Below are 26,356 nucleotides of genomic sequence, written 5' to 3' on the forward strand. Positions count from 1 at the left end.
GCTCAAGTGCGTGACCGGCCGGTGACGGCTTCCTGCCGGGCCCGGCGGATGGCGATCTCGGCGAGCCGCGTCGCCTCCTTGCGCGAGAGCTTGCGGCCCATCCTGATCGGCTCGCCCCAGGCGAGCTCGACATCGACCGCCCCGGACGCAAGGATCGACTTCAGATGCGGCGCGAGCTCCGTGTCGCCATGCCAGGCGAGGCTCGAGCGCACCGCCCGCCCGCCGGGCAGGCCGTGATAGCCGAGATAGGTGATGCAGAGCGGGTAGACCGTCACCTCGCCCTCCGCCTCCCCCTCGCCGCGCACCGCCTCATGCGCGGCGCCGAGCAGCGAGGAGCGCAAGGGCAGGACACGGGTGCCGTCGCCGGTCGTCCCCTCGGCGAAAAGCACCACCGCCTGCCCGTCCGAGAGCCTCTGGCCCATCTCGGCGGCGACGCCGGCCGTGGCGCCGCGGCGCTTGCGATCAATGAAGACGGTGCGCTGCAAGGTTGAGAGCCAGCCGATCACCGGCCAGGTCGCGACCTCGGCCTTGGCGACGAAGGAGAGCGGCCGCACGGCGCCGAGCACGGGGATATCGAGCCAGGAGACATGGTTGGCGACGATCAGCCCGCCCTCGCCGGGGCCGGGCGGCTTGCCGCGAATCACGGCGCGGACCCCGAGGCCGCGGCAGACCAGGCGATGGAACAGTCGCGTGAACAGAAATCCGTGAGTCGGCCCGAGCCGCATCGAGACCAGTTGCGGCGGGATCAGGACGAGCGTGCCGAGACTGATCAGCGCCATGCGCAGCATCGCACCGGGACCCAGGCCGTTCATTCTCTGCGCAAAGCTCCGCTCACAGGGTTCCGGCTATAGTCCCCGCCCGTCCGCTCGTCCATGGCAGGCGCCGGGCAGGGCAACTCAGCCAAGGTCGAGCCGCATCACCAGCGCGGCGGCGCGGCTGCCGTCGGGCTTCGGATAATAGCCCTCGCGGCGGCCGACCTCGGCGAAGCCGAACTGGCGGTAGAGCCCGACGGCCGCCGCATTGGCCTCCTCGACCTCGAGGAAGAGCCGGGCGATGCCCTGCGCCGCGAGCCTTGCCAGATGTCCCGCCAGCAGCGCCTGGGCGAGGCCGCCCCGGCGACTGCCCTTGGCGACGACGATGCTGAGAATCTCGGCCTCGTCGGCGGCGATCCGCGACATCACGAAGCCGGAGGGCTCGGCGGCGCTGCCGGAAAAAACGCCATCGGCGAGAACCGAGGGATCGGCCAGGAGTGCCGCGCATTCGCCGGGATCCCAGAGCCGGGCGAAGCCTCCCTGATGATGCAGGGCAGCGACGTGGCGCGCCTGGGCCGTGTCGAGCCGGCCCGTCCGGGCCGGGGCCGCGCGGCGGCGGCGGCGCAGGCGGTCGAGCCAGTCCATGCTCAGCGCCGCGGCAGGCGGGCGCGATCCTGCGGCGTCGTCTCCGGCTCCTTGAGGTAGAGCGGGCGCGGCGGGGCGCTCTGCGGATCGGCGATCATGCCGAGCCGCGCCACCCAGATCACGTCGGGAGCCTTGGCATCGTCGACGACGACGGCATCGAGCCCGATCGCCCATGCCTCGTTGGCGACGGCGAGCGCCGCCGAGCCGACGAGCGAGACCGGGCCGGCGCCGATGGAGCGGGCCGCATCACGATGATTGACCTGGCGGATCGAGACCAGCTGCTTGCCTTGCGCATTCAGCGCCTGGAACCAGACCTGGCCATGCTTGGCATCGAGCGCGGCGGCGATCACCCGGCCGCCCTCGCGCCCGACCAGAGGGGCGGCGGTGGCCGCCAGCGTCGAGACGCCGACGGCCGGAATGCCGGCGGCGAAGGCGATGGCACGGGCCGCGCTGATCCCGACGCGCAGGCCGGTATAGCTGCCGGGGCCGATGGTGACCGCGACCCGGTCGAGCGAGGAGAAGCCACCTTCGACCTTGCCCATCACGCGCTCGATCATCGGCATGAGCGCTTCGGCATGGCCGCGCTCCATCGCCACCTGCTCGATGGCGATGGGCTGCGCCGAGCCAGCCTCGAGCACGCAGGCGGAGCAGGCGCCGAGCGCGGTATCGATCGCGAGAATGCGCATTAATTGCCTATCCGGCATGAAACGTTGCCGGTCGTCCTGGGCGACCGAAGGAAGACCCGGGACCTATGCCGGAACATCACCGATGAAGGTTCAGGCATGGATTCCGGCTCTGCGCTGCGCTCCGGCCGGGATGACCGCCGGAGAATGTTGAAGGAACCGAAGCGGGGCGGCTCTCAGACCGCCTCGACCTCGCGAACCTGCGGCAGGAAGTGCCGGAGCAGGTTCTGGATGCCGTGCTTCAGCGTCGCGGTCGAGGAGGGGCAACCCGAGCAGGAGCCCTTCATGGCGAGATAGACGGTGCCGTCCTTGAAGCCGCGGAAGGTGATGTCGCCGCCATCGCCGGCAACGGCCGGGCGGATGCGGGTCTCGAGCAGCTCCTTGATCGTCTCGACGGTCTGCGCGTCCTCGTCGGCGAAGAACTCTTCCTCGCTCTCCTCCGGGCCGGCATCCGCAGCGCCGTCCGCCATCAGCGGCGCGCCCGACATGTAGTGCTCCATGATCGCGCCGAGGATGGCGGGCTTGAGATGCGGCCATTCGCCCTCCGCCTTGGTCACGGTGATGAAGTCGGAGCCGAAGAACACGGCCGAGACGCCCTTGACGCCGAACAGGCGCGAGGCGAGCGGCGAGCGATCGCCCTGCGCGGGATCGCGCAATTCGATCGGCCCGCCGGGCGAGACGCTGCGGCCGGGCAGGAATTTCAGGGTAGCGGGATTCGGCGTAGCTTCAGTCTGGATGAACATCGATCTTACCTCCGGCACCGGCGGGTCAAGGCCGCCGTTCCTGTTCCCGATATAGGCCCATCGCTGGAATCATTCCAGCCGCGCCGGCATGCCGGATCAGGCGAGGGCGTCGATTTCCTCGTCGGCGAGATGGCCGGGCACGATGGCGACCGGAATCGGGAAGGTGCCGGCGCTCTTGCCGGCGAGCGCGCTGACCAGCGGGCCCGGCCCGGAGCTGCCCGTGCCGGCGGCGAGGACCAGCAGCGAGATGTCCTCGTCGGCCTCGATCAGCTTGACCATCTCGTCGGCCTTGACGCCGGTCCGCACGACCTTCTCGGGCTCGAGCCCGGCGAGCGAACGCACCGAGGCGGCGGCCGCGGTGATCAGCGCCTCGGCCTCGGCTTCAGCCTCGGCCCGCATCACCTCGCCGACGCCGAGCCAGTTCTCCTCGGCCGGCGGCGTGACCACGCCAAGCAGCACGATGGTCGCGCCGACGCGGGCGCAGCGCCGGGCCGCGAAGCGCACCGCCTTGGCACATTCCGGGCTGTCATCCACCACCGCGAGGAATTTCGGGCGATGGCCCGTCTCATAGGACCGCCGTCTCTTGACCATTGCCGCCGCCTGTCGCCGCTTCCAGAGCCTGATATCGTGGCAGGCGCCGCAAGGTCAGCGCAAGCCCCGGCCGGGCGCGCCGCCCGGGCCGCATTCTGCCCGGCCAGTCGCGGCCGGGCAGAATAGTCGTTTCAAATCAAAGACTAGATCGCCTGGCGACGCCGGACGAAGCCGACAATGTCCTTGACGTCGCGCATGATCGGCGCCGCGATCGCATCGGCGCGGTCGGCACCGTCGCTGAGGATGGCGTCGACATGGCCGGGATCGGCGAGCAGCCGGCGCATCTCGGCGGCGATCGGCCCGAGCTTGGCCACGGAAAGATCGACCAGGGCGCCCTTGAAGCCGGAGAACTGGCCGCCGCCGAACTGGCTGAGGACCTGCGCCCGGGTGGCGCCGGAGAGGCCGGCATAGATGCCGACGAGGTTCTCAGCCTCCGGCCGGCCCTCCAGCCCCTTCTCCTCGGAAGGCAGGGCTTCGGGATCGGTCTTCGCCTTGCGGATCTTCTGGGCGATGGTGTCGGCATCGTCGGTCAGGTTGATGCGCGAGAAATCCGAGGCGTCGGATTTCGACATCTTCTTGGTGCCGTCGCGCAGGCTCATCACCCGGGTCGCCGGACCCTGGATCATCGGCTCCGCCAGCGGGAAGAAGCCCAGATCGCCGGTGCCGGTGCCGAGCCTGGCGATCTGCTCGGCGAAGTCGTTGTTGAACTTCTGGGCGATGTCGCGGGTCAGCTCGAGATGCTGCTTCTGGTCCTCGCCGACCGGAACATGCGTCGCCTTGTAGAGCAGGATGTCGGCCGCCATCAGCACGGGATAGTCGTAGAGCCCGACCGACGCGTTCTCGCGGTCCTTGCCGGCCTTCTCCTTGAACTGGGTCATGCGGTTGAGCCAGCCGAGGCGGGCGACCGTGTTGAAGACCCAGGCGAGCTCGGCATGGCCCGAGACCTGGCTCTGGTTGAAGATGATGCTGCGCTTGGGATCGACGCCGGCGGCGATATAGGCCGAGGCGACCTCGCGGGTGGCGCGGGTCAGCTCGGCCGGGCCGCCCCAGACGTCCATGGACGGCGTGATCGCGTGCATGTCGACGACGCAAAAGATGCAGTCATGCGTTTCCTGCATCGCCACCCAATTCACGAGGGCGCCGAGATAATTGCCGAGATGGAGCGTCGAGGTCGGCTGCATGCCGGAGAAGACGCGGGGAAGGAAAGCAGCCATCGGGCGCTCCGTCGTCAGGGGCGTTATCGGGCCCGAGCCGAGGATTTTCGGCTCAGGAACGCGGCGTTCTGACGGAAGCGCCGCGAAGGCGCAAGAGCAGCGGCCCGAAAGCGCCGAGGATCAGGCCCGCGAGCCCATAGACCAGCGCCCCACCGAGGCAGAGCGCCGCCAGCGCCGCGGCGCGCGACAAGGCCGGCTGGCCGAGGGCGAGCCAGGGCTGCAGAGGCGGCAACAGGACGGCGAGCGCCGCGGCCATCAGTGCCGCTGCGAGCAGATTGGCGAGGATGGTGCGAATCGTCGCACGGTCGGGCCGCCACAGTCCTTCCCGCAGCAGGCAGCCAGCCAGCAGGAGCGCCTGGACGAGGAAGGCGAGGCTCGCGGCCAGTGCGCCGATCATCGCCGCCTCGCGCCAGCCGAGCAGGGCATAGCCGGCACAGGCGGCGACGACCACCGCCGCCAAGCCCGCGAGCAAGGGCACGCGCGGCCGGCGCCGGACGAAATAGGCCTGGCCGAAGACCTTGGCGATCAGCGCGAAGGGCAGGCCGATGGCGAAGGCGGCGAGCGCGGCGGCGGTTCGCTCGCGGTCGGCAACGCCGAAGCGACCCTGCTCGAACAGCACGGAGACGATCGGCTCTGCGAGCAAGAACAGCGCCGTCGCCGCGGGAATGGCGAGGGCGAGGCCGAGCGCCAAGGCGCGGCCGAGCAACTCGTCATGCTCCGCCTGCGATTGCTCGCCCGCCATCGCCGAAAGCACCACCGTGCCCATCGCCACGCCGAAGAAGGAGAGCGGCAGCTGGAAGACGCGGTCGGCATAATAGAGCGCGGCGACCGAGCCGGCTTCCGCCGAGGCGATCTGGGTCGAGACCAGGAGGACGAGTTGCGCCGCGGATGCGGCGAGCAGGGTCGCGCCGCCGGTGCGGACGAGCCGCTTCATCTCCGGCGACCAGCGCAGGCTCGGGCGCGGCAGGCCGATCCGGCGCAACTGGGCGAGAATCAAGGCGAGATGGGCGAGCCCGGTCAGGCTGAGGCAGATGGCGAGCAGGGTCGCGCGCTCTTCGCTCGGCCCGCCGCGGAAGAGCTCGACGAGGAGGGCGGCCAGCAAGATCGCGTTCATCAGCGCCGGCGCCAGCGCCGCGACGGTGAAGCGTCCTTCGGCGTTAAGCAGCGCAGCCAGCAAGGCCGCGAGCGTCGTCAGCAGCACGAAGGGCAGCATCAGACGGGTGTAGAAGGCGGCGAGCGCCAGCGTATCGGGCTCGCCGGCAAAGCCACCGGCCAGCCCGAGAACGACCCAAGGCGCGAACAGCTCGGCCAGGGCGACGAAGACGAGCAGCAGCAGCCCGAGATGGCTCGCCGCCTCGCCGGCGAAGCGCCGCGCCGCCGCCTCGCCGCTCTCGGCCTTGATCGAGAGATAGAGCGGCACGAAGGGCGCGTTCAGCCCGCCCTCGCCGAGCACGCGCCGGACCAGATTGGGCAGCCGCAGCGCCGCGAGAAAGGCATCCGCCACCGGCCCGGTGCCGAGCAGGCGGGCGATCAGCACGTCACGGGCAAAGCCGAGCAGGCGCGACAGGATCGTTGCCGCGCCGACGACAAGGGAATCGCGGGCGAGGCGGGAAGGAGGCTTTGCCGGAGCGTCCTCCGGCAGGCTCACAGAATGAACCGGCTCAGATCGGCATTCCTTGCGAGATCGCCGATCCTGGCCTCGACATAGGCAGCGTCGATCACGACCTTCTCGCCGCCGCGGTCGGTCGCGGTGAAGGAGATCTCGTCGAGGATGCGCTCGATCACGGTCTGGAGCCGGCGCGCGCCGATGTTCTCGACCGTAGAGTTCACCTCGACCGCGATGCGGGCGATCGCGTCGATCGCATCGGGCGCGAAGGAGATCTCGACCTGCTCGGTCGCCAGCATCGCCACCGACTGCTTGATCAGGCTGGCCTCGGTCTCGGTCAGGATGCGCTTGAAGTCCTCGACGTCGAGCGGCGAGAGCTCGACGCGGATCGGCAGGCGGCCCTGCAGCTCCGGCAAGAGGTCGGAGGGCTTCGAGACGTGGAAGGCGCCCGACGCGATGAACAGGATGTGGTCGCTCTTCACCGGCCCGTGCTTGGTCGCGACGGTGGTGCCCTCGATCAGGGGCAGGAGGTCGCGCTGCACGCCCTCGCGCGAGACATCGGCACCGGCGCGGCCCTCGCGGGCGCAGATCTTGTCGATCTCGTCGAGGAAGACGATGCCGCTGTTCTCGACTTCGCGGATCGCCTGCTGGATGATCGCATCCTGGTCGATCAGCTTGTCGCTCTCCTCGGCGAGCAGCGGGCCATAGGCGTCCTTGACCTGGACGCGCCGCGGCTTGCCCTTCTGGCCAAAGGCCTTGCCGAACATGTCGGAGAGGTTGATCGCGCCGATCGAGGCACCGGGCATGCCGGGGACCTCGAACATGGGCTGGCCGGAGCCGCCCGAGGCGACCTCGATCTCGATCTCCTTCTCGTCGAGCTCGTTGGCGCGCAGCTTGCGGCGGAAGGCGTCGCGCGTCGTCGCGCTCGCCGTCGCTCCGACCAACGCGTCGAGCACGCGCTCCTCGGCCGCGACATGCGCCTTGGCCTGGACATCCTTGCGCCGGCTTTCGCGGACCAGCCCGATCGCGACCTCGACGAGGTCGCGCACGATCGATTCGACGTCGCGGCCGACATAGCCGACCTCGGTGAACTTGGTCGCCTCGACCTTGAGGAAGGGCGCATTCGCCAGCTTGGCGAGGCGCCTTGCGATCTCGGTCTTGCCGCAGCCGGTCGGCCCGATCATCAGGATGTTCTTGGGCGCGACCTCCTCGCGCAGCGGGCCTTCCAGCTGCTGCCGGCGCCAGCGATTGCGCAGCGCGATGGCGACGGCGCGCTTGGCGTCGTTCTGGCCGACGATGAAGCGATCGAGCTCGGAGACGATCTCGCGGGGGGAAAAGGTGGTCATTGCGTTTCCGTGTTCGGGATGAACTGCATGATGAGGGCATCGGCCTCGGATCGGCCGCGCCGCTGCGGCGCTCAGGGCGCCTCCAGACTCTCGATGACGAGCGAGTGGTTGGTGTAAACGCAGATGTCGCCAGCGATCTTCATCGCCTTGCGCACGATCGTCTCGGCATCGGGCTCGACATCGACCAGCGCGCGCGCCGCGGCCAGGGCGTAATTGCCGCCGGAGCCGATCGCCATCACCGAGCCGTGCTCGCTCGCCTCCGGCTCCAGCACGTCGCCGGTGCCGGAGATCAGCAGCGAAACCTCCTTGTCCGCGACGAGCAGCATCGCTTCCAGCCGGCGCAGATAACGGTCGGTGCGCCAGTCCTTGGCGAGCTCGACGCAAGCGCGCAGCAGCTGCGTCGGATACTGCTCCAACTTCGCCTCGAGCCGCTCGAACAAGGTGAAGGCATCGGCGGTGGCCCCTGCGAAACCGGCGATCACCGCGCCCTTGGCAAGGCGGCGCACCTTCCTGGCATTGCCCTTCATGATCGTCGGGCCGAGCGAGACCTGGCCGTCGCCGCCGATCACGACGCGCCCGCCCTTGCGCACCATCAGGATGGTGGTGGCGTGCATGCTGGGAATGCTGGAGGTCTCTGACATCGCGATTCAGTCTCGGTCGGAACGGGTGCCGCCAACATGTTCAGGCGAAGCCCAGGTATCAAGGGCAGGGGCAGGAATCGAGATCGGGGCGGCTATGCCGGACAAGCCGCGACAACCTCGGCGTCATGCTGGCCGCAGCGAAGCGGAGAGGCGAGATCCATTGGAGAACACCGAGCTCTACGATGGATCCCGGGACGGCCTGCGGCCACCCAGGATGACAAAGGAAGCCGTAATCGAGCGCAGGGCATTGGCCATGGCGCTCCGCGCCTGCTAAAGCGACGCCAAATCCGCAAGAGACAGAGGCCAGCATGCGTTCGGGCGAGGTCAAGCGCCGTACCAACGAAACCGACATCTCGGTGAAGCTCGTGCTCGACGGCACCGGCAAGGCCGAGATTTCGAGCGGCGTCGGCTTCTTCGACCATATGCTCGACCTGTTCGCGCGGCATTCGCTGATCGACACCACGGTCACGGTGAAGGGCGACACCCATATCGACGACCACCACTCGGTCGAGGATGCCGGCATCGCGCTCGGCGAGGCCCTCAAAGCAGCGCTCGGCGACAAGAAGGGCATCCGCCGCTATGCCGACGTCCACCTGCCGATGGACGAGACGCTGACCCGTGTCGCGGTCGACGTCTCCGGTCGGCCCTTCCTGGTCTTCCGCACCGAGTTCAAGGCGCAGAAGATCGGCAGCTTCGACACCGAGCTGGTGCGCGAGTTCTTCCAGGCCTTCGCCATGAATGCCGGCATCACCCTGCATGTCGAGACGCTCTATGGCGACAATGCCCACCATATCGCCGAGAGCTGCTTCAAGGGGCTGGCGCGGGCGCTGCGTCAGGCGCTGGAAGTCGATCCGCGCGAGGGCGGCCGCGTGCCGTCGACCAAGGGCGCGCTGTAAGGGGCCGATGCGATGGCATTCTATCAGGTCCTGATTCCGCCGCCCGGCGCCGGGGGCTTGCGCGAGGAAATCGAGCAGGCCCGCGTCCTGCCGGAAAGCTTCACCTGGTCGGCCTTCCTGTTCGGCGGGGTCTGGCTCTTGCTGAAGCGGCTCTGGCTCGTCTTCTTCGTCTATGCGCTGGTCTGGGCCGGCATCGTCTATCTGCAGCGGCAGTTCGGCTTCTCCTTCGCCGCGGTCTCGCTGTCGCATCTGGCGCTCGGCATCTTCCTCGGCCTCGAGGGCCAGAACCTGATCGCGCGCAAGCTGATGCGAAAGGGCTGGCGGCTGGTCGACGTGGTCGAGGCAGCTGACCTTTCGAGCGCCGAGCGCCGCTTTTTCGAGCGCGCATTGCCGGCCGGCGAGCCGCCGCGCCCCGTCGCTCCATCGAGCGCTCCTCCTCGTTTCGCCAGCGGCCCGACGCCGGTGATCGGCCTCTTCCCCGAAGCGAGCGGACGATGAGCCAGACCGTCACGATCGTCGACTACGGCTCGGGCAATCTGCACTCGGCCGCAAAAGCCTTCGAGCGCGCGGCCGATGAAGCGGGCATCGCTGCCAGCATCCGCGTCACCAGCGATCCCGACGCGGTCCGCGCGGCCGACCGTATCGTGCTGCCGGGCGTGGGCGCCTTCGCGGATTGCCGGGCCGGGCTCGACGCGGTCGCCGGCATGGTCGAGGCGCTCGAGGACACCGTGCGCGGCAAGGGCCGCCCCTTCCTCGGCATCTGCGTCGGCATGCAATTGATGGCGAGCCGCGGGCTTGAATACGTCACCACGCAAGGGCTCGGCTGGATTCCCGGCGATGTCAGCCTGATCCGCCCGCAGGATGAGAGCCTGAAGATCCCACATATGGGCTGGAACACCCTGCACAAGCAGGACGAGCACGCGCTGCTCGACGGGATCGAGACCGGGCCCGCCGGCTGGCACGCCTATTTCGTGCACTCCTATGCGCTCGTCGCCGAACGGGCGCAGGACGTGCTCGCCCTGACCGATTACGGCGGCCCGGTCACCGCCATGGTTGCGCAGGGCAACATGGCGGGCACGCAATTCCATCCCGAGAAGAGCCAGAGGCTCGGCCTCGCGCTGATCGCCAATTTCCTGAGGTGGAAGCCTTGATCCTTTTCCCCGCCATCGACCTCAAGGAAGGCCGCTGCGTTCGCCTGAAGCAGGGCGACATGGAGCAGGCGACGATCTTCAACGACGATCCCGCCGCCCAGGCCGCGACCTTCGAGGCCCAGGGCTTCCAATGGTTGCATGTCGTCGATCTCGACGGCGCCTTCGCCGGCAAGCCGATGAACGCCGGCGCGGTCGAGGCGATCCTCAAGCGCGTCGCCTTCCCGGTGCAGCTCGGCGGCGGCATCCGCGACATGAAGACGGTCGAGGGCTGGCTCAAGAAGGGCATCGCCCGCGTCATCATCGGCACGGCTGCGGTGCGCGATCCCGCCTTCGTGCGCGAGGCGGCAAAAGCCTTCCCGGGCAAGGTCGCGGTCGGCATCGACGCCCGCGACGGCTATGTCGCGGTCGAAGGCTGGGCGGAGACCTCGGCGCTCGCTGCCGACGATCTCGGCCGGCGCTTCGAGGATGCCGGGGTCGCGGCGATCATCTACACCGACATCGCCCGCGACGGCATGCTCCAGGGCATCAACTGGGACGGCACGATCGGGCTCGCCCATGCGCTCTCGATCCCGGTGATCGCCTCGGGCGGCCTCGCCTCGATGGCCGATATCGAGCGGCTCTGCGCGCCCGATGCGGCGATCCTCGAAGGCGCCATTACCGGCCGCGCCCTCTATGACGGGCGGATCGACCCCGCCGCCGCGCTGGCGAGGCTCGCGGACGCTCGCCACTGACCAACCGCACGACACCGTGCTATGCTGCCGCCATGGCGAGCCAGAGCATCCTGAGCAAGCGTCCTTCGCGTGCCATTCGGTACGATCAGGATTTCTATGGCTGGGCGCTTGAACAAGCGTCGCTGCTGCGCGAAGGCCGACTCTCGGAGTTGGACGCCGCGAATCTTGCCGAGGAGCTCGGAGATTTGGGCCGAGCGGAATTCAACTCGCTCGTCAGCGCGTTGCGCGTTCTGACCATGCACCTGCTGAAATTGGACCATCAGCCCGAAAAGCGCAGCCGGAGTTGGGACCTGACCATCGCCAGCCAGCGACTGGAACTGGCTGACCTCCTCAAGGACAGCCCGGGTCTCAAGCCGCGTTTCGACGAGGCGCTCGGCCGGGCCTATCGGCGTGCACGTCTGGAGGCCTCCAGCGAGACGGGGCTCGAGGCATCCGTCTTTCCAGAGGCCTGTCCTTACGACCTGAGGGCGATCGCAACGCGCGAGATCGTGCTGCGCTGACGGCCGCCCTGCCGCGGGCCGATCAGACCAGGTTCACCTTGCCGGTGGCGAGATCGTAGACACCTCCGACCACGACGAGCTTCTTCTCGGCGAAGCGCTTCGAGAGGATCGGCGTCGCCTTCTTCAGTCTCTCGACGTTGAGCCTGACATTGGCGATGGTCGCCGCCTCGAGCATGTCCTGCGGCTTCTCCTTCTGGGCGGCGAGGACGGCCGGGCGGATCGCCTCGATCAGCGCCGGCAGGTGGCCGGGAAGCTTGGTCTTGTTCTTGACCACGTCGATCGTCGCCGAGATCGCGCCGCAACTGGTATGACCGAGCACCAGAATGAGCTGCGAGCCGAGCACCTGCGCCCCGAATTCAAGGCTCGCCAGCGTATCCTTGTTGACGAAATTGCCGGCGACGCGGGTGACGAAGAGCTGGCCCGGCCCCTGATCGAAGCCGAGCTCGGGCGCGACGCGGGAATCGGCGCAGCTGACGATCGAGGCGAAGGGCGATTGCGAGGCGGCGCGCGCAGCACGCCCGGCCGAGAAATCGCGCTCGTTGAGCTGGCCGGCGAAATAGCGGGCATTGCCCTCGACCAGCCGCTTCAGGGCTTCGTCGCCGCCGACGCCCTGGGCCTGTGCCGGTGCAGGCAAGGCGAGCGCGGCAGGCAGGGAGGCGGCGAGCGCCATCAGCCCACCGGCTCTGAGAAAGCCGCGGCGCGAGCCGGGCATCGACAGGCCATCAGCGCATTGGTCACACATGATCTTCCCCCCGAAGCGACCCGGGCGGAGCGCCGGGCCCGATCTCTGCGCTGCCCTTGCGGCAGGCAGCGCAGAGTGCACAAGGGAGCGTTGGGCTCCGGTTAAGGCGCTCCGGCAAATCCGAGTGGAATTAGCGATATCGAAGTCAGCGGAAATGCTTGTCGAAGATGCGCTGGTACTCGCCGGTCGACTTGGCGATGTGCAGCCACTGGTCGACGAAGGCCTTGAAGACGACGTCGCCGCGCGGCAGCAGATAGGCGATCTCCGAGAAGGTCAGCGGCTTGTCGGTGTTGACCGCACAGAGCCCCGGCTTGAGCCTCTCCTGGATCGTCGCCTCGCGCGCCTCGGTGATCATCACGTCGGCGCGGCCAGCCAGGATCTCGTCGAAGATCGAGACATTGTCGGTGTGCAGCTGGAGCTTGGCCTGCTTGAAGCTGGTGCGGGCGAAGCGCTCATTAGTGCCGCCGGGATTGAAGATCACGGTGGTGCCGGGCTTGTCGATGTCGACGACGGTCTGGAGCCTGTCCTTGTCGGCGCAGCGCACCAGCGGGACCTTGCCGGTGGCGAGCGTCGGCGCCGAATAGAAGGCGCGCTTCTGACGCTCGAGCGTGACGCCGATGCCGCCCATGGCGATGTCGCATTTGCCGGCGAGGAAATCCGGCATGAGATCGGCCCATTTGGTGCGCACGAAGCGCGGCTCGACGCCGAGCGCCTTGGCCAGCGACTGCGCCATCTCGATGTCGACGCCCTCATAGCCCTCGCCGACGGCGACGGTGAACGGCTTGTAGTCGCCCGCCGTGCAGATGCGCAGCGTGCCGGCGCTCAGGATCGTGTCGAGCTGGCTGGCGGGCGCCTGAGCGCGCGCCGCGCCGGTGAATGCGAGGCCCATGGCGGTCAGGAGCGCGGCGCCCCTGACGGCGCCGGCGACGAATGCGGTGATCTTCACGAACGGCTTCCCCTTTGTGGACTCGGACGGCCCTTGCGTCAGGAAAGCAGGAGCCCGCGGCCGCTTCAATCGCGGGCGGCCCTGCAGTCGAGAGCATTCCAACCGCCGGGCGCTTGCTCTAGGGTCGCGCGCGATGACCTTCCGCCTTTTCGCCGGCAAGCAGACATGACCCTGAAAACCCGCATTATCCCCTGCCTCGACGTCAAGGACGGCCGCGTCGTCAAGGGCGTGCAGTTCCTCGACCTCGTCGATGCCGGCGATCCGGTGGAGGCGGCCAAGGCCTATGATGCGGCCGGCGCAGACGAACTCTGCTTCCTCGACATAACGGCGAGCAGCGAGGATCGCGGCATCCTGTTCGACGTCGTGACGCGCACGGCCGAGGCCTGCTTCATGCCGCTGACCGTCGGCGGCGGGGTGCGCTCGCTCGAGGATATCAGGCAATTGCTGCTGGCCGGGGCCGACAAGGTCTCGATCATGACGGAAGCCGTGAAGCGGCGCGAATTCGTGCGCGAGGCCGCGCAGAAATACGGCGCGCAATGCATCGTCGTCGCGATCGACGCCAAGCAGGTCGCCCCGGAGCGCTGGGAGATCTTCACCCATGGCGGGCGCAACCCGACCGGGCTCGACGCCGTCGCCTATGCCCGCGAGGTCGCCTCGCTGGGGGCCGGCGAGATCCTCCTGACCTCGATGGACCGCGACGGCGCCAAGACCGGCTTCGACATCGAGTTGACGCGGCGGGTCGCCGATGCGGTCGCCGTGCCGGTGATCGCGTCCGGCGGCGTCGGCACGCTCGACCATCTCGTCGAGGGCGTGCGCGACGGCCATGCCTCGGCCGTGCTCGCCGCCTCGATCTTCCATTTCGGCACTTTCACCATCCCGCAGGCCAAGGCCCATATGGCGGCGGCAGGCCTCGCAATGCGGCTGGACTGATTGCGATGACGAGCTTCACCCTCGCCGATCTCGAACGCATCGTCGCCGAGCGCGGCGCAGCCTCGCCAGAGGAATCCTGGACGGCGAAGCTTTTGGCCGCCGGCCCGGAGCGGGCCGCCAAGAAGCTCGGCGAGGAGGCGGTCGAGGCCGTGATCGCAGCCGTGAAGGGTGATCGCGAGGAGCTGATCGCCGAAAGCGCCGACCTGCTCTATCATCTTTTGGTTGTGCTAAGGGCTCGTGATGTTGCATTGCGGGACGTGTTGAGCCAGCTTGAGGCTCGAACGGGGCGTTCCGGCCTGGCAGAAAAGGCCTCGCGCCCGCGTTGAACACGAGGCGAGTCACGCGTTGAACCTCGAAGCCTGGAATGCGGGTCGCTTCACCATGGACCAGCGTCTCGCCCTCTCGTCCAAGGACCCCGAGCTGGTCTCGCCCTATCGCGCCTTCACGCGCGACGAATGGGCCCATCTGCGCGCCGATACGCCGCTGACGCTCGCGGTCGAGGATCTCACCAGACTCCAATCGATCAACGACCCGATCTCGCTCGACGAGATCGTCGCGATCTACCTGCCGCTGTCGCGCCTGCTCTCTCTCTACGTCGCCGCGACGCAAGGGCTGTTCAAGGCGACCCAGCGCTTCCTGATGGCCGAGGCCGAGGTCAAGGTCCCCTATATCATCGGCGTCGCCGGCTCGGTCGCGGTCGGCAAGTCGACCACGGCGCGCGTGCTCCAGGCCCTGCTCTCGCGCTGGCCGAACACGCCGAAGGTCGAGCTCGTCACCACCGACGGCTTCCTTCTGCCCAATGCCGAACTGGAACGGCGCGGGCTGATGCAGCGCAAGGGCTTCCCGGAGAGCTATGACGGGGCGGCGCTGCTGCGCTTCGTCTCGGATGTAAAGGCCGGCAAGCGCGCCGTCTCCGCGCCGGTCTATTCGCACCTGGTCTACGACGTCGTGCCCGGCGAGCAGGTCACCGTCGAGCGGCCGGACATCCTGATCCTCGAAGGGCTGAACGTGCTGCAGGCGAGCCGCCTGCCGCGGGACGGCTCGGTCATCCCCTTCGTCTCGGACTTTTTCGACTTCTCGGTCTATCTCGACGCCGACGAGAACGACCTGCATCGCTGGTACGTCAACCGTTTCATGACGCTGCGCCAGACCGCCTTCCGCGACCCGCGCTCCTTCTTCCGGAAATATGCCGAGATCGGCGAGGAGGAGGCGCTCTCGATCGCCGAGAAGCTCTGGACCGGGATCAACCTGCCGAACCTGCGCGAGAACATCCTGCCGACCCGGCAGCGCGCCAGCCTGATCCTGACCAAGGGCGCCAGCCACCGCATCCAGCAGGTCGCGCTGCGACGGCTTTGAGTCCGGAACTGCCCGAGTTTCCGATCCCTCATCCTGAGGAGCAAGGTGCGAGCCTTGCGTCTCGAAGGATGCTCCAGTGCGCTCTAGAACATCCTTCGAGACGCTGCGGAGTTTATCCTTGGGCCGACCAAGGGGCGGCCCCGAGGGCAGCTCCTCAGGATGGGGGCTCAGCTTCCGGCCTGCCTTCGGACCGTTGAATGGAAACCCTCTCGTCCCTAGGCCTGATGGCGGGTGCGGCCTTCGTCGCCGCGACGCTGCTGCCGGCCCAGTCCGAGGCCGTGTTCGTCGGCCTGCTCGTCGCGAAGACCGTCGATCCGCTGCTGCTCTTCGCCGTCGCCAGCATCGCCAACACGGCCGGCTCGGTCGTCAACTGGTGGCTCGGCCGGCTGATCGCCCGTGGCGGGATCGAACGCCTGCCGGCCCGGCTGCGACCCGATCCGGCGCGCTTCGGCAAGGCGCAGGGCTGGTTCGCCCGCTTCGGCTGGCCGTCCCTGCTCTTCGCCTGGCTGCCGATCGGCGGCGATCCGCTGACCTTCGTCGCGGGCTCGCTGAACTACCCGCTCGGCCGCTTCGTGCTGCTGGTCTTCCTCGGCAAGGCGGCGCGCTACGCCCTGCTCTGGGCCGGCTGGGTCGCCGCCTCCTAGACCCAGGGCGTCACCTGGCGCGAAGTGGCTGCCTATCCCTTTGCGAAAGCGTCATAATAGCCGGAAAAACAGCCTCCGCTTCCCGGCCCGGTGCTCGCGGCGATTGCGCAGCCCGAGGTCTCGGGCTACCAGCAAACCCCATCCTACTGGAGAGATAGGTCATGAGCATCAAGCGCATCGCCCCCGGCCCCCGCATGTCCAAGGCTGTCGTGCACGGCGACACCGTCTACCTGGCCGGTCAGGTCGCCGACAAGGCGGCGGGCAAGAGCGTCGCCGAGCAGACCAAGGAGATCCTCGGGATCATCGACGGTCTGCTGGCCGAGGCCGGCTCCGACAAGAGCAAGCTGCTGATGGTCAACATCTGGCTCTCCGACATGTCGACCTTCGCCGAGATGAACGGCGTCTGGGATTCCTGGGTCTCGCAGGGCAACACCCCCGGCCGCGCCACTGTCGAGGCCAAGCTCGCCGGCCCGCAGTTCACCGTCGAGATCGCGGTCATCGCCGCCCGCTGAAACAGACCGACATAGGGCCCGCGCGCATGAACCAGGAAATCACTGCCATCCTGGCGCGGGTCTCGCAGCGCGAGGGCGTGCCCCCCGCGCTGCTGCTGGCCGTGCTCGCGGCGATGGGCGGAGCCTCCGGCAAGCCCGATTTCAGCCGCATCGAGCATGATCTCAGGCGCAAGGCCGGTGAATTCCGTGCCTTGCGCGAGCGCCTCCTGAAATCCTCCGCCGCCGACCCGGAGCTCGACCGACTGCGCGCCGACGCCGCGCGCTCGCTCACCGAAGGCCGTTTCGCCGAGGCCGACCGGGCGCTCGCCCAGGCCGAGCTGCGCAATCTCGACGGCACGGTCGCACTCGACAAGATGTCGAAGGAGAAGCTGCTCGCCGCCGCAGCCGGGCGCGCCGATCGCGGCGCTGTCGCGATGCTGCGCCTCAATGCGCAGGCCTATCACGATGCCGCCCAGCGCTTTGGCGAGGCTGCGCTGATCGCAGCTTCCGCCGATCCCGACCAGGCCCGCATCTATGCCTGGCTCCAGGGCGACGCGCTCGCCCGGGTCGGCGCCGATTTCCGCGACAAGGCCGGCTTCAACGCCTCGATCGCGCATTTCCGGGCGATGCTGAGCAAGCTCGACAATTTCGACGAGACCGTGCCCTGGGCGGCGACGCAGCAGCGCCTGGCGCGGGCGATCAATGGGCTGGCGCGCCTGCAGGGCGACCGGCGGCTGACCCGCCAGGCGATCGAGATCTACCGCACCGTTCTCGACGACCTCACCCAGAAGCAGGCTCCGGCGCTCTGGGCCGCGATCCAGAGCCGCTTCGGCGAAGCCCTGACCTCGCTCGGCGAGGCCGAGGACGATGCCGCCCTCCTGGAGGAAGGCATCGCCGCCTTGCGCGCCTCGCTTTCGGCGATGGAGCGCAGCGCCATGCCGGCGGAGTGGACGCGGCTGAACTTCGAGCTCGGCAGGGCCTATGTCGCGCTCGGCCTGCGCGCCAGCGGCGCAGCGGCGCTGGAAGCGGCGATCAATGCCTTCAAGCGCGTGCTCGACGACTGGCAGCAGACCAGCCGCCCGCTCGAATGGGCCGAGGTGCAGGACCGGATCGGTGCCGCCCTTTGCGGCCTTGCCGCCTATTACCGCGAGCCCGTGGTGCTCGAGGAGGCGATCGCCGCCTTCGACGCGGCCTTGCTGGAACGGCGCCGCGAGATCGTGCCCGCGCTCTGGGCCGAGAGCGCCGGCAACCGCGCCGATGCCCGGCTCCGGCTCGCCGAGCAGCTCGGCGAGCGCCAGATAGCCGAAACCGCCGCCGCCGAGCTGATGGGCGCGATCGAAACCCTGCGTGGCCTCGGCCTCGCCGCCGACGCCAAACGCTTCGAACCGGCGCTGATCCGCGCCGGAACCCTGGTCAGCAAGCTGCGTCAGGCCTGAGCGAGATCAGCGCTTGCGAGCCGCTCCAGCGCCGAATCCAGCGTGGCATCGTGCTTGGCGAAGCAGAAGCGCACGACATTGCGCACCGCGCCCTCGGCATAGAAGGCGCTGACCGGGATCGCCGCGACGCCGTTCTCGGTGACGAGGCGCTGGCACCAGGCGACGTCGTCGTTCTCACCGAGCGGGGCGATGTCGACATTGAGGAAATAGGTGCCCTTGCTCGGCAGCACGCTGTAGCCGAGATCGGTGAGCCCCTTGGCGAAACGGTCGCGTGAGCGCTGGAAATCGGCGCGCACGCCCTCGAAATAGCCGTCCTCCTTGCCGAGGCCGTAGGCGACGGCGGCCTGCAGGTTCGGCGGGGTGGTGAAGGTGATGTACTGGTGCGCCTTGGCGAGCACGCGCATCAGCTCGGGCGCCGCCATGACCATGCCGACCTTCCAGCCGGTCAGCGAGAAGATCTTGCCGGCCGAGGAAATCTTGACGGTGCGCTCGCGCATGCCGGGGCGGCTCATCAGCGGCCGGTGGCGGTGGCCGTCGAAGACGACATGCTCCCAGACCTCGTCGCAGATCGCGACCGCGTCGTGGCGCCGGCAGAAATCGGCGAGCAGGTCGAGGTCGGCGTCGCTGAAGATGGTCGCGGTCGGGTTCAGCGGATTGTTGAACAGCACGACTCTGGTCTTCGGCGAGAAGGCCTGCGCCAGCGCCTCCTCCGAGAGGCCGAAATGCGGCGGCTTCAGCGTCACGAACTTGGGAATGCCGCCGGCCCGGCGGACGAGCGGCACATAGGCGTCGTACATCGGCTCGAACAGCACGACCTCGTCGCCGGGCGAGACCAGCGCCATCAGGGCTCCGGCGATCGCCTCGGTCGCGCCGGAGGTCACCATGACCTCGGTGTCGGGATCGAGATCGAGCCCCTGCCAGTGCTTGAAATGCGTCGCCGTCGCCTTGCGCAATTCGGGCAGGCCCATCATCGGCGGATACTGGTTCCAGCCGCCCATGACCGCATCGGCAGCCTTGCGCCGGACATCCTCCGGACCGGGATCGTCGGGGAAACCCTGGCCGAGATTGACGGCCCGGTGTTCGTTCGCGAGCCGCGACATCACCTCGAAGACGCTGGTCTGGAGAGCGGAGAAGATCGGATTCATCGCGGCGTCATGCAGTCGGCTGGAGAGCCGGATGCTGCGCGACCAAAGCGCCCTGCGCTTCGAGCCCGCGACGCAAATCCGTCCCTCGTCGGAGAAATGGGAGCGTCCCGAGAAACGCTTGTCGCCTCGGTCCGCTCCTGGCGGCAGCGCGGCCATAGCATGCGTCGCCGCGGTTCGCACGCGCCAGAAATCGCTTTGAAGACTATGGAATGAAGAATGTTGACATTCGTCAGCGATCAGTATTTTCTCGCCCTCAGCCGATTCACGACAGCGGCCTGCGGTTTCTTCGCCCCTTTGAGGCTGCAGGATGCTGACGTGGGTCGGTGAGCTTTTTTCAGGACAGCCCATCTGCTTGCCGCCGTCGGCGCCCGCGCCTATCAGGCGCCATGACCCAGCTTCGCCCCACCCCCGCGCTGATGGTGCTCGGCACCGGTTCGAATGTCGGCAAGTCGCTGCTGGTCGCAGGCCTGTGCCGGCTCTTCGCCGATCGCGGGCTGAAAGTGCGTCCGTTCAAGCCGCAGAACATGTCGAACAATGCCGCGGCGACGCCGCTCGGCGAGATCGGCCGCGCGCAGGCGCTGCAGGCGCGCGCCGCCCGCATCGCCCCGCATGTCGACATGAACCCGGTGCTGCTCAAGCCGGAGAGCAATACCGGCAGCCAGATCGTGCTGCAGGGCCGCGTCGCCGGGCACCTCTCCTCCGGCGACTTCTCGCGACGCGGCGATTTCCTGCCCAAGGTGCTGGAGAGCTTCGACCGGCTCTGCGACGGCGCCGATCTCGCCATCGTCGAAGGCGCGGGCTCGCCGGCCGAGACGAACTTGCGCGCCCGCGACATCGCCAATCTCGGCTTCGCCCGTGCAGCCGGGGTGCCGGCGGTTCTGGTAGGCGACATCGACCGTGGCGGGGTCATCGCGAGCCTCGTCGGCACGCATGCGGTGCTGGACGAGGCCGACCGGGCGATGATCCGCGCCTTCGCGATCAACCGCTTCCGCGGCGATGTCGGCCTGTTCCGCGAGGGCATCACGACGATCGAGGCGGCCACCGGCTGGCCCGCGCTCGGCATCGTGCCCTGGTTCCCGCAGGCGGCGCGCCTGCCGGCCGAGGACGGGCTCGACCTCGGGCGCGACGCCCGCCGCCCGGGTGCGGCGCTCAAGGTCGTGGTACCGGTGCTGCCGGGCATCTCGAATTTCGACGATCTCGACCCGCTGAAGCAGGAGCCCGAGATCGACCTCGTGCTGGTGGGCCCCGGCCAGCCGCTGCCGGGCGATGCCGCCCTCGTCATCCTGCCGGGCTCGAAGACGACGCTGCGCGACCTCGCGCGGCTGCGCAGCGAGGGCTGGGACATCGACATCCTCGCCCATCACCGGCGCGGCGGGCATGTGCTCGGCCTGTGCGGCGGCTACCAGATGCTCGGCCGCGTGGTGCGCGATCCGCTCGGCCTCGAAGGCCCGCCGGGCGAAGCGCCCGGCCTCGGCCTGCTCGACATCGAAACCGAGCTCACGCCCGACAAGACGGTGCGCGAGGTTGCGGCGGTGCATGCGGAAAGCGGCGCGACCGGGCAGGCCTACGAGATCCATCTCGGCGCCAGTTCCGGGCCGGACACGGACCGCGCACCCTTCCGGGTCGCAGGCACACCGGAGGGCGCGCAGAGCCGCGACGGGCGCGTCACCGGGACCTATCTGCACGGCGTGCTCGCCTCCGACCCGCTGCGCGCCGCCTGGCTCGGTGGCGTCGCGGAGCGTGGGCTCACCGCCGGGCCGGGTTACGAGGCCGGCGTCGAGGCCGCGCTCGATGCGCTCGCAGCCCATCTGGCCGCGCATCTCGACATCGCAGCGTTGCTTGCCCTGGCGCGTTCGCGCAGCATCGTGATTTCGTGACCTTGCGTCAAGAAATTGTCAGGAGCGCCTGAATAAAGCGAGCCAAGTCAAATTGTTGACGATTGACGAAAAACGTCATAATGACTGATGGCGTCCTTTCGACACGAGAACAACCGGAGCGGGAAGCCGCTTGGCATGACCAGTTTAGAGCGCGATACCAGGCAGGACATCGTCGATGTCGCCGAGCGGTTCTTCCGCCAGATCGGCTATCAGAAGACCACCGTCGCAGACATCGCCAAGTCGCTGCGGATGAGCCCCGCCAACGTCTATCGCTTCTTCGATTCCAAGAAGGCGATCAACGAGGCCGTCGCCGAACGCTCGATGGCCGAGCTCGAGGCGCTTGTGACGGCGATCGCGGCCGAGAAGCGCCCGGCGGCCGAGCGGCTGCGCGAGATCCTGACCACGACCTGCCGGCTCAACTCGGCCCGCTATCTCGACAATCAGCGGCTCCACGAAATGGTCGCCTGCGCCATGGAGGAGAGCTGGGACGTCATTCGCGCCCATGTCGAGCGCTATGATGCGATCCTGCGCGGCGTCGTCGCCGACGGCATGGCCAAGGGCGAATTCACGCCCGGCGATGCGCGCATCGCGACCTATTGCGTCCGCGCCGCGATGATCCGCTTCTGCAACCCGCTGCTGCTTACCCAGTGCGGCGCCCTGCCCGGCCCCGATGTCGACGAGATGGTCGATTTCGTTCTCGCCGGCCTCGGGCACCGGGCGCCTGCCGTCTGAACGACAGGCTTATCGACGGGAAAGCGATCCCGCCGCCTGCCTTGCGTTGACAAGGCCTCACGGGAGCGGGATACCCCGCCGCGCATGCTGAAACTCACCAAACAAGGCGCCAAGAAGCTCGCCGTGATCGTCCACGACCTGGCGATGACGGCACTGGCGATTCTGTTCGTCTTCGCGGTCCGCTTCGAGGGCGCGCAGTTCGACGAGCGCATGCGCGACCTGCCGAGCTTCCTGCCGTTCTTCGTGGCCTATGCCGGCATCGTCTACTGGTTCTTCCAGCTCTACCGCTCGAAATGGCGCTTCGCCTCGCTGCCGGACCTGTCCAACATCGTCCGGGCCGTGACCATCCTGGCGCTGACTCTCCTGGTCGTCGACTATGTGCTCGTCGCACCGAACCTCTACGGCTATTTCTACTTCGGCAAGATCGCGATCCTCCTCTACTGGCTGGTCCAGGCCGCCCTGCTCGGCGGCCCGCGTCTGGCCTATCGCTACTTCAAATACTCGCGCTCGAAGCAGCATGCCGCCCGCGAGGCGACGCTGCCGGCGCTGCTGCTCGGCCGCAGCGCCGATGTCGAGGTGGTGATTCGCGCCATGGAGGCCGGCACGATGGGCAAGATGCGCCCGGTCGGCATCCTGACGCCGCGCAAGGACGATCTCGGCCAGTCGATCCGCGGCGTGCCGGTGCTGGGGCTGCTCTCGCAGATCGAGCAGATCGCGACCGACGCCTCCGAGCGCGGCGAGCCCTTCCGGCGCATCGTCGCGGCGCCGAGCGCGCTGCTGCCCGAGGCCGAGCCCGACCAATGGCTGGCGCGGACCCGCAAGCTCGCCATCCCGATCTCGCGACTCGATACGCTCGGCGAGGGCATGCGCGGCAGCGAGCTCGCGCCGCTCGAGATCGAGGACCTCCTGGTGCGCCCCTCGGTCAAGATCGACCGCGAGCGGCTGGAAGGCTTCCTGAAGGGCAAACGCGTCATCGTCACCGGCGGCGGCGGCTCGATCGGCTCCGAGATCTGCCTGCGCTGCGCCGCCTTCGGCGCCGCCGAGCTCCTGGTTGTCGAGAGTTCGGAGCCGGCGCTGTTCCATGTCACCGAGGCGCTCGCCGCGCAGGACCTGCCGATGCGCGTCACCGGGGCACTCGCCGATGTCCGCGACGAGGCCCGGATCGGCCCGCTGTTCAAGACCTTTGCGCCCGATATCGTGATCCATGCGGCGGCGCTGAAGCACGTGCCCTATCTCGAGGCGGACTGGGGCGAGGGGATCAAGACCAACATCTTCGGCTCGGTCACCGTCACCGAGGCGGCGATCGCAGCGGGCGCCGGCATCTTCGTGATGATCTCGACCGACAAGGCGATCGAGCCGGTCTCGATGCTCGGCGCGACCAAGCGCTTCGCCGAGATGTATGCGCAGGCGCGCGACGCCGAATTCGCCGCCGGCAATCGCGGCATGCGCCTCGTCGCCGTGCGCTTCGGCAACGTGCTCGGCTCGGTCGGCTCGGTGGTCCCGAAGTTCAAGGCGCAGATCGAGCGCGGCGGGCCGGTCACCGTGACCAGCCCGGACATGATCCGCTATTTCATGACCATCCGCGAGGCCTGCGACCTCGTGCTGAGCGCCGCCTCGCACGCGCCCGAGCATGACGCTGCCGACGACCGCGCTGCCGTCTACGTGCTGAAGATGGGCCAGCCGCTGAAGATCATCGATCTCGCCGAGCGCATGATCCGCCTCGCCGGCTACGAGCCCGGCACGGATATCGAGATCGCGGTCACCGGCGTGCGGCCGGGTGAGCGCCTGAACGAGATCCTGTTCGCCAAGGACGAGCCGATGACCGAGACCGGGCTCGACGGGGTGATGGCGGCCAAGCCGATCTTCGCCGGGCGCGAGCGCATGCTCGCCTGGCTGGAAGAGCTGGAGCACGCCGTCGCCGCCCATGACCGGCGCGGAGCCGAAGCGGTGCTGGACGAAGCGATCCCGGACTTCAGACTTCGCCAGCCGGCGACGCCACCAGCCGCGCCAGCGCAGCTTTCGTCGCAATCCGCGGCTGCCAGCCAGCGCTGAGCAGGGCATCGGGCGACGCCACCAGCCCGCCCGTGAGCCGCTCATAGACTCCCGGACGACCGAGGAGGCGCGCCGCGAGCCTGAGCAGGGCCGGCGGCACCGCGATCAGCCCCGGCCGACGCCCGAGCCCGGCGCGCATCGCCGCGAGCATCTCCGCCACGCCGAGCGCACCGGGGTCGGAGACGATGTAGCTGCGACGAGCTGGGCAGGCTTCGCTCAAGGCGAAGATCACGGCGCCGCAAAGATTCTCGACTGCGAGCAGCGAGCGCGGCGCCTTGAGACCGCCGAGCGGCAGCGAAAAGGGCAGGCGCGCCAGCCTGACCAGGCCGGCCATGTTGGCCTTGACCCCCGGCCCGTAGACCAGAACCGGCCGCAGGGCGACCCAGTCGAGATCGCGCTCCGCCAGCCCCTGCTCGGCCGCCAGCTTGGAGCGACCATAGGCGTCGGTCGGCGCGGGCGCATCGCGTTCGCTCAGCGGCCGGTCGCTGGCCGGGCCGCTCTGCGCCCGGATCGAGGACAGGAAGACGAAGCGGGCGACACCAGCCTCCCGCGCGGCATCGGCGAGCGCCAGGGTCGCGTCCGTGTTGACGAGACGATAGGCCTCCTCCGGCAATTCGGAATCGGCATGGGCAAGACCGGCGCCATGGACGACATGGCGGACACCGGCCAGTGCGGCGCCCCAGTCCACCCGGCCGGCCAGGTCGCCGATGACGGTCTGCTCGATCCCGGCGACATCCGGCTCCGGGCGCCGGACTGCCGCCCGTACCTTGTAACCTGCGGCCGAAAGCTCGCGCAGGAGGTGGCGGCCGACAAAGCCGCTCGCCCCGGTGACGAGGACGCGCTCGCCGCTCATGCGGGGCGCCGGCGGGCGAAGCGGCGCAGCAGCAACCCGACGAGCAGGAGCGCGCCCGCGAGGCCGGCAAGCTGGGCCCAGAGGCCCGGGAAAACCATGGTGAAGCCGGCGAGGACGACCAGGGCGAGGTTGAGCAGCGCCACCTGCGCCACGATCTCGCTGACCGAGAAGCCGTTATCGGTGGCCTGCTGGTAGAAATGCGAGCGATGCGCCTGCCAGACCTTCTCGCCGCGTGCGAGGCGGCGGAACAGCGTGATGGTCGAGTCCATCACATGGTAGAGCGGCAGGATCAGCGCCGCGGCCAGGGCGCCGGTGCCGGCGAGGCGATAGAGCAGATAGGCGGTGAGCAGGCCGAGCGGCAGCGAGCCGACATCGCCCAGGAAGATTTGCGCCACCGGGCGGTTGTACGGGGCGAAGCCGAGGAGCCCGCCGAGCAGCGCGGCGGCGAGCAGGCCGGCGGCAGGGTCGAGCCCGCCTTGCAGGCTCGCCAGCACCAGCGCGGCGCAGAGCGGCACGATGCCGGCCACCGTGATCCAGTCGATGCCGTCCATGAAGTTGACGAGGTTGACAAACCAGACACCGGCCAGGATGGCGAGGCCGCGCTCGGCCCAGAGCGGAAGCACTTCGGGCAGCAGGCGGATGTCGGGCGCCCCCTGCAGCACGACCAGCGCGACGCAGACGATTTGCAGGACGAGACGCAGGCCCGCCGGCAGCGGACGGATGTCGTCCCACGCGCCGACGAAGGCGACGAGGACGGCGGCTCCGACCACCACGAGCAGGCCGGAGCCGGCTCCCGCCGGCAGCGGCCACAGCAAGGGCACCAGCCCCAGTGCCAGGAAGGCACCGGCGAGCACGGCGATGCCGCCGCCCTGCGGCGTCGGGACGCGATGGCTCGAGCGGGCATTGGGCCGCGCCAGTGCATAGCGCATCATCAGCGGGCGCAGCAGCCGGCAGAACCACCAGGCGAGGCCCGCGGCGGCGAGGATGGTCGACAGGGCTGGGGCTAAGGTTTCCAAGGCGGGCGGACCATAGCCAGCCTTCGGCCGGCCGCAAGAGCTTGTTGCGGGGGCATCGCCGCAAAGCGGCATTCCAGCTTGCGCCGACAGGCACAAAAGAAGAACATACCGGGATGAGCACGACCGAATCCACCCTCAACCCGGCCCCCACCCGGCCGGAGGTCACCCGCGCCGTCTGCCGCGGCGCCGCCCGGCATCTGCGCGACCGCGGCTACGCCATCGTCAAGGAGATGACCTTCGCCAATGGCCGGCGCGGCGACATTGTCGCTCTGTCGTCGAGCGGGGAGTTGCTGGTGGTCGAGGTCAAGTCGAGCCTGGAGGACTATCGCGTCGACGGCAAATGGCCTGATTACCGCGACTATTGCGATGCCTTCCTGTTCGCCGTCGCGCCCGAATTCCCACATGAGATCATTCCCGAAGATGTCGGCCTGATCATCGCCGATGCCTGGGGCGGCGAGCTCCTGCGCGAGGCGCCGCGCCATCCCCTCGCACCGGCCCGGCGCAAGATGCTGACCATCGCCTTCGCCAAGCTCGCGGCGGGACGGCTCGCGGCGCTGGAGGACCCCGATCCGCGCTGACGCCCCGGCGGGCGTGATCGGATTACCGCCTTAGAGTGCATGACCCCTGGCAGCGCTTG

Annotated in this window: 29 protein-coding genes; 15 read left to right on the forward strand and 14 right to left on the reverse strand. The window is 68.8% G+C overall.

Translation table 11 applies throughout. The annotated features are described in order from the left end of the window. Positions 1–2: 2 nt before the first annotated feature. The 9 genes from DK26_RS13460 to hslV form a co-directional block, all read right to left on the reverse strand. Positions 3–812, reverse strand: coding sequence for a lysophospholipid acyltransferase family protein (locus DK26_RS13460; RefSeq protein WP_066473047.1), 810 nt, complete (start codon positions 810–812; stop codon positions 3–5). Positions 813–896: 84 nt separating this feature from the next. Next, on the reverse strand, positions 897–1,397 hold the full coding sequence (locus DK26_RS13465; RefSeq protein ID WP_066473048.1) for a GNAT family N-acetyltransferase: 501 nt from the start codon (positions 1,395–1,397) through the stop codon (positions 897–899). Positions 1,398–1,399: 2 nt separating this feature from the next. After that, a complete protein-coding gene (gene tsaB, locus DK26_RS13470) occupies positions 1,400–2,083 on the reverse strand; it encodes a tRNA (adenosine(37)-N6)-threonylcarbamoyltransferase complex dimerization subunit type 1 TsaB (RefSeq protein ID WP_066473049.1) in 684 nt (227 codons plus the stop codon). 173 nt (positions 2,084–2,256) lie between these two features. Further along, a complete protein-coding gene (locus DK26_RS13475; RefSeq protein ID WP_066473062.1) occupies positions 2,257–2,823 on the reverse strand; it encodes a NifU family protein in 567 nt (188 codons plus the stop codon). A gap of 96 nt (positions 2,824–2,919) precedes the next feature. After that, positions 2,920–3,414 carry a universal stress protein gene (locus tag DK26_RS13480; RefSeq protein ID WP_066473064.1) on the reverse strand — a complete coding sequence of 165 codons (495 nt, stop codon included), beginning with the start codon at positions 3,412–3,414 and terminating at the stop codon, positions 2,920–2,922. A gap of 143 nt (positions 3,415–3,557) precedes the next feature. After that, positions 3,558–4,628: a tryptophan--tRNA ligase gene (trpS, locus tag DK26_RS13485; protein ID WP_066473066.1), complete on the reverse strand. Its 1,071-nt coding sequence runs from the start codon at positions 4,626–4,628 to the stop codon at positions 3,558–3,560. Positions 4,629–4,680: 52 nt separating this feature from the next. Further along, positions 4,681–6,276 carry a murein biosynthesis integral membrane protein MurJ gene (gene murJ, locus DK26_RS13490; RefSeq protein WP_066473068.1) on the reverse strand — a complete coding sequence of 532 codons (1,596 nt, stop codon included), beginning with the start codon at positions 6,274–6,276 and terminating at the stop codon, positions 4,681–4,683. After that, positions 6,273–7,580: an ATP-dependent protease ATPase subunit HslU gene (gene hslU / locus DK26_RS13495; protein ID WP_066473076.1), complete on the reverse strand. Its 1,308-nt coding sequence runs from the start codon at positions 7,578–7,580 to the stop codon at positions 6,273–6,275. The genes murJ and hslU overlap by 4 nt, the downstream gene beginning before the upstream one ends. Positions 7,581–7,651: 71 nt before the next feature. After that, complete coding sequence (hslV, locus tag DK26_RS13500) at positions 7,652–8,221, reverse strand: ATP-dependent protease subunit HslV (protein ID WP_184231701.1); 570 nt, start codon at positions 8,219–8,221, stop codon at positions 7,652–7,654. A gap of 308 nt (positions 8,222–8,529) precedes the next feature. Between hslV and hisB the strand changes: the two genes are divergently transcribed. Genes hisB through DK26_RS13525 form a run of 5 tightly spaced genes read left to right on the forward strand, consistent with a single transcriptional unit; the run spans position 8,530 to position 11,499 of the window. Continuing rightward, positions 8,530–9,117, forward strand: a complete 588-nt coding sequence (gene hisB, locus DK26_RS13505; RefSeq protein WP_066473078.1) for an imidazoleglycerol-phosphate dehydratase HisB — start codon at positions 8,530–8,532, stop codon at positions 9,115–9,117. Positions 9,118–9,129: 12 nt separating this feature from the next. Then, entirely contained in the window at positions 9,130–9,615 is a 486-nt protein-coding gene (locus DK26_RS13510; protein WP_066473080.1) for a DUF2628 domain-containing protein, read from the forward strand. Further along, complete coding sequence (gene hisH, locus DK26_RS13515; protein WP_066473087.1) at positions 9,612–10,268, forward strand: imidazole glycerol phosphate synthase subunit HisH; 657 nt, start codon at positions 9,612–9,614, stop codon at positions 10,266–10,268. Before DK26_RS13510 ends, hisH begins: the two co-directional genes overlap by 4 nt. Next, positions 10,256–10,999, forward strand: coding sequence for a 1-(5-phosphoribosyl)-5-[(5-phosphoribosylamino)methylideneamino]imidazole-4-carboxamide isomerase (hisA, locus tag DK26_RS13520; protein WP_184231702.1), 744 nt, complete (start codon positions 10,256–10,258; stop codon positions 10,997–10,999). Before hisH ends, hisA begins: the two co-directional genes overlap by 13 nt. A gap of 32 nt (positions 11,000–11,031) precedes the next feature. Further along, positions 11,032–11,499, forward strand: a complete 468-nt coding sequence (locus DK26_RS13525) for a DUF29 domain-containing protein (protein WP_066473091.1) — start codon at positions 11,032–11,034, stop codon at positions 11,497–11,499. Between the two features lie 22 nt (positions 11,500–11,521). Here DK26_RS13525 and DK26_RS13530 read toward each other — a convergent pair whose 3' ends face one another. Together DK26_RS13530 and DK26_RS13535 are read right to left on the reverse strand one after the other, a co-directional pair. Then, positions 11,522–12,241 carry a carbonic anhydrase gene (locus DK26_RS13530; protein ID WP_066473093.1) on the reverse strand — a complete coding sequence of 240 codons (720 nt, stop codon included), beginning with the start codon at positions 12,239–12,241 and terminating at the stop codon, positions 11,522–11,524. 145 nt (positions 12,242–12,386) lie between these two features. After that, positions 12,387–13,187, reverse strand: coding sequence for a transporter substrate-binding domain-containing protein (locus DK26_RS13535; RefSeq protein WP_248309961.1), 801 nt, complete (start codon positions 13,185–13,187; stop codon positions 12,387–12,389). A gap of 165 nt (positions 13,188–13,352) precedes the next feature. On the opposite strand from DK26_RS13535, the gene hisF reads away from it, so the two are divergent. The 6 genes from hisF to DK26_RS13565 all read left to right on the forward strand — a co-directional run bounded on the left by hisF (position 13,353) and on the right by DK26_RS13565 (position 18,044). Next, positions 13,353–14,117 carry an imidazole glycerol phosphate synthase subunit HisF gene (gene hisF / locus DK26_RS13540; RefSeq protein ID WP_066473095.1) on the forward strand — a complete coding sequence of 255 codons (765 nt, stop codon included), beginning with the start codon at positions 13,353–13,355 and terminating at the stop codon, positions 14,115–14,117. 5 nt (positions 14,118–14,122) lie between these two features. Next, complete coding sequence (locus DK26_RS13545; RefSeq protein WP_066473097.1) at positions 14,123–14,443, forward strand: phosphoribosyl-ATP diphosphatase; 321 nt, start codon at positions 14,123–14,125, stop codon at positions 14,441–14,443. A 55-nt stretch (positions 14,444–14,498) separates the two neighbouring features. Then, on the forward strand, positions 14,499–15,473 hold the full coding sequence (gene coaA / locus DK26_RS13550; protein WP_066473802.1) for a type I pantothenate kinase: 975 nt from the start codon (positions 14,499–14,501) through the stop codon (positions 15,471–15,473). Between the two features lie 197 nt (positions 15,474–15,670). Continuing rightward, complete coding sequence (locus tag DK26_RS13555) at positions 15,671–16,117, forward strand: YqaA family protein (RefSeq protein ID WP_066473099.1); 447 nt, start codon at positions 15,671–15,673, stop codon at positions 16,115–16,117. Between the two features lie 161 nt (positions 16,118–16,278). Next, positions 16,279–16,629 carry a RidA family protein gene (locus DK26_RS13560; protein WP_066473101.1) on the forward strand — a complete coding sequence of 117 codons (351 nt, stop codon included), beginning with the start codon at positions 16,279–16,281 and terminating at the stop codon, positions 16,627–16,629. 26 nt (positions 16,630–16,655) lie between these two features. After that, complete coding sequence (locus DK26_RS13565; protein WP_066473102.1) at positions 16,656–18,044, forward strand: hypothetical protein; 1,389 nt, start codon at positions 16,656–16,658, stop codon at positions 18,042–18,044. Here the strand turns inward: DK26_RS13565 and DK26_RS13570 are convergent. Then, a complete protein-coding gene (locus DK26_RS13570) occupies positions 18,035–19,189 on the reverse strand; it encodes an aminotransferase (RefSeq protein ID WP_066473807.1) in 1,155 nt (384 codons plus the stop codon). The two genes, DK26_RS13565 and DK26_RS13570, sit on opposite strands and share 10 nt — an antisense overlap. A gap of 386 nt (positions 19,190–19,575) precedes the next feature. Here DK26_RS13570 and DK26_RS13575 point away from each other — a divergent pair, with 386 nt between their 5' ends. The 3 genes from DK26_RS13575 (at position 19,576) to DK26_RS13585 (ending at position 23,850) form a co-directional block, all read left to right on the forward strand. Then, positions 19,576–21,066, forward strand: a complete 1,491-nt coding sequence (locus tag DK26_RS13575) for a cobyric acid synthase (RefSeq protein WP_248309962.1) — start codon at positions 19,576–19,578, stop codon at positions 21,064–21,066. Between the two features lie 135 nt (positions 21,067–21,201). Next, positions 21,202–21,798: a TetR/AcrR family transcriptional regulator gene (locus tag DK26_RS13580; protein WP_066473105.1), complete on the forward strand. Its 597-nt coding sequence runs from the start codon at positions 21,202–21,204 to the stop codon at positions 21,796–21,798. Positions 21,799–21,882: 84 nt separating this feature from the next. Beyond that, complete coding sequence (locus tag DK26_RS13585) at positions 21,883–23,850, forward strand: SDR family NAD(P)-dependent oxidoreductase (RefSeq protein ID WP_066473107.1); 1,968 nt, start codon at positions 21,883–21,885, stop codon at positions 23,848–23,850. On the opposite strand, the gene DK26_RS13590 is transcribed toward DK26_RS13585, so the two are convergent. Continuing rightward, on the reverse strand, positions 23,771–24,703 hold the full coding sequence (locus tag DK26_RS13590; RefSeq protein WP_066473109.1) for an NAD-dependent epimerase/dehydratase family protein: 933 nt from the start codon (positions 24,701–24,703) through the stop codon (positions 23,771–23,773). The two genes, DK26_RS13585 and DK26_RS13590, sit on opposite strands and share 80 nt — an antisense overlap. Then, positions 24,700–25,719 carry a glycosyl transferase gene (locus DK26_RS13595; RefSeq protein WP_066473111.1) on the reverse strand — a complete coding sequence of 340 codons (1,020 nt, stop codon included), beginning with the start codon at positions 25,717–25,719 and terminating at the stop codon, positions 24,700–24,702. The genes DK26_RS13590 and DK26_RS13595 overlap by 4 nt, the downstream gene beginning before the upstream one ends. A 113-nt stretch (positions 25,720–25,832) precedes the next feature. On the opposite strand from DK26_RS13595, the gene mmcB reads away from it, so the two are divergent. Further along, positions 25,833–26,297, forward strand: coding sequence for a DNA repair putative endonuclease MmcB (gene mmcB / locus DK26_RS13600; RefSeq protein WP_066473113.1), 465 nt, complete (start codon positions 25,833–25,835; stop codon positions 26,295–26,297). The last annotated feature ends 59 nt before the right edge of the window (positions 26,298–26,356 follow it).

It is taken from the genome of Allobosea sp. WAO, from assembly GCF_001509835.1.
GTDB lineage: Bacteria > Pseudomonadota > Alphaproteobacteria > Rhizobiales > Beijerinckiaceae > Allobosea.

Excerpts from the sequence above, each read along its gene's own strand:
- DK26_RS13460 (WP_066473047.1), bottom strand. The coding sequence starts at position 812 with ATGAACGGCCTGGGTCCCGGTGCGATGCTGCGCATGGCGCTGATCAGT.
- DK26_RS13465 (WP_066473048.1), bottom strand. The coding sequence starts at position 1,397 with ATGGACTGGCTCGACCGCCTGCGCCGCCGCCGCCGCGCGGCCCCGGCC.
- tsaB (WP_066473049.1), bottom strand. The coding sequence starts at position 2,083 with ATGCGCATTCTCGCGATCGATACCGCGCTCGGCGCCTGCTCCGCCTGC.
- DK26_RS13475 (WP_066473062.1), bottom strand. The coding sequence starts at position 2,823 with ATGTTCATCCAGACTGAAGCTACGCCGAATCCCGCTACCCTGAAATTC.
- DK26_RS13480 (WP_066473064.1), bottom strand. The coding sequence starts at position 3,414 with ATGGTCAAGAGACGGCGGTCCTATGAGACGGGCCATCGCCCGAAATTC.
- trpS (WP_066473066.1), bottom strand. The coding sequence starts at position 4,628 with ATGGCTGCTTTCCTTCCCCGCGTCTTCTCCGGCATGCAGCCGACCTCG.
- hslU (WP_066473076.1), bottom strand. The coding sequence starts at position 7,580 with ATGACCACCTTTTCCCCCCGCGAGATCGTCTCCGAGCTCGATCGCTTC.
- hslV (WP_184231701.1), bottom strand. The coding sequence starts at position 8,221 with ATGTCAGAGACCTCCAGCATTCCCAGCATGCACGCCACCACCATCCTG.
- hisB (WP_066473078.1), top strand. The coding sequence starts at position 8,530 with ATGCGTTCGGGCGAGGTCAAGCGCCGTACCAACGAAACCGACATCTCG.
- DK26_RS13510 (WP_066473080.1), top strand. The coding sequence starts at position 9,130 with ATGGCATTCTATCAGGTCCTGATTCCGCCGCCCGGCGCCGGGGGCTTG.
- hisH (WP_066473087.1), top strand. The coding sequence starts at position 9,612 with ATGAGCCAGACCGTCACGATCGTCGACTACGGCTCGGGCAATCTGCAC.
- DK26_RS13525 (WP_066473091.1), top strand. The coding sequence starts at position 11,032 with ATGGCGAGCCAGAGCATCCTGAGCAAGCGTCCTTCGCGTGCCATTCGG.
- DK26_RS13530 (WP_066473093.1), bottom strand. The coding sequence starts at position 12,241 with ATGTGTGACCAATGCGCTGATGGCCTGTCGATGCCCGGCTCGCGCCGC.
- hisF (WP_066473095.1), top strand. The coding sequence starts at position 13,353 with ATGACCCTGAAAACCCGCATTATCCCCTGCCTCGACGTCAAGGACGGC.
- DK26_RS13545 (WP_066473097.1), top strand. The coding sequence starts at position 14,123 with ATGACGAGCTTCACCCTCGCCGATCTCGAACGCATCGTCGCCGAGCGC.
- coaA (WP_066473802.1), top strand. The coding sequence starts at position 14,499 with ATGGACCAGCGTCTCGCCCTCTCGTCCAAGGACCCCGAGCTGGTCTCG.
- DK26_RS13555 (WP_066473099.1), top strand. The coding sequence starts at position 15,671 with ATGGAAACCCTCTCGTCCCTAGGCCTGATGGCGGGTGCGGCCTTCGTC.
- DK26_RS13560 (WP_066473101.1), top strand. The coding sequence starts at position 16,279 with ATGAGCATCAAGCGCATCGCCCCCGGCCCCCGCATGTCCAAGGCTGTC.
- DK26_RS13565 (WP_066473102.1), top strand. The coding sequence starts at position 16,656 with ATGAACCAGGAAATCACTGCCATCCTGGCGCGGGTCTCGCAGCGCGAG.
- DK26_RS13570 (WP_066473807.1), bottom strand. The coding sequence starts at position 19,189 with ATGAATCCGATCTTCTCCGCTCTCCAGACCAGCGTCTTCGAGGTGATG.
- DK26_RS13575 (WP_248309962.1), top strand. The coding sequence starts at position 19,576 with ATGACCCAGCTTCGCCCCACCCCCGCGCTGATGGTGCTCGGCACCGGT.
- DK26_RS13580 (WP_066473105.1), top strand. The coding sequence starts at position 21,202 with ATGACCAGTTTAGAGCGCGATACCAGGCAGGACATCGTCGATGTCGCC.
- DK26_RS13585 (WP_066473107.1), top strand. The coding sequence starts at position 21,883 with ATGCTGAAACTCACCAAACAAGGCGCCAAGAAGCTCGCCGTGATCGTC.
- DK26_RS13590 (WP_066473109.1), bottom strand. The coding sequence starts at position 24,703 with ATGAGCGGCGAGCGCGTCCTCGTCACCGGGGCGAGCGGCTTTGTCGGC.
- mmcB (WP_066473113.1), top strand. The coding sequence starts at position 25,833 with ATGAGCACGACCGAATCCACCCTCAACCCGGCCCCCACCCGGCCGGAG.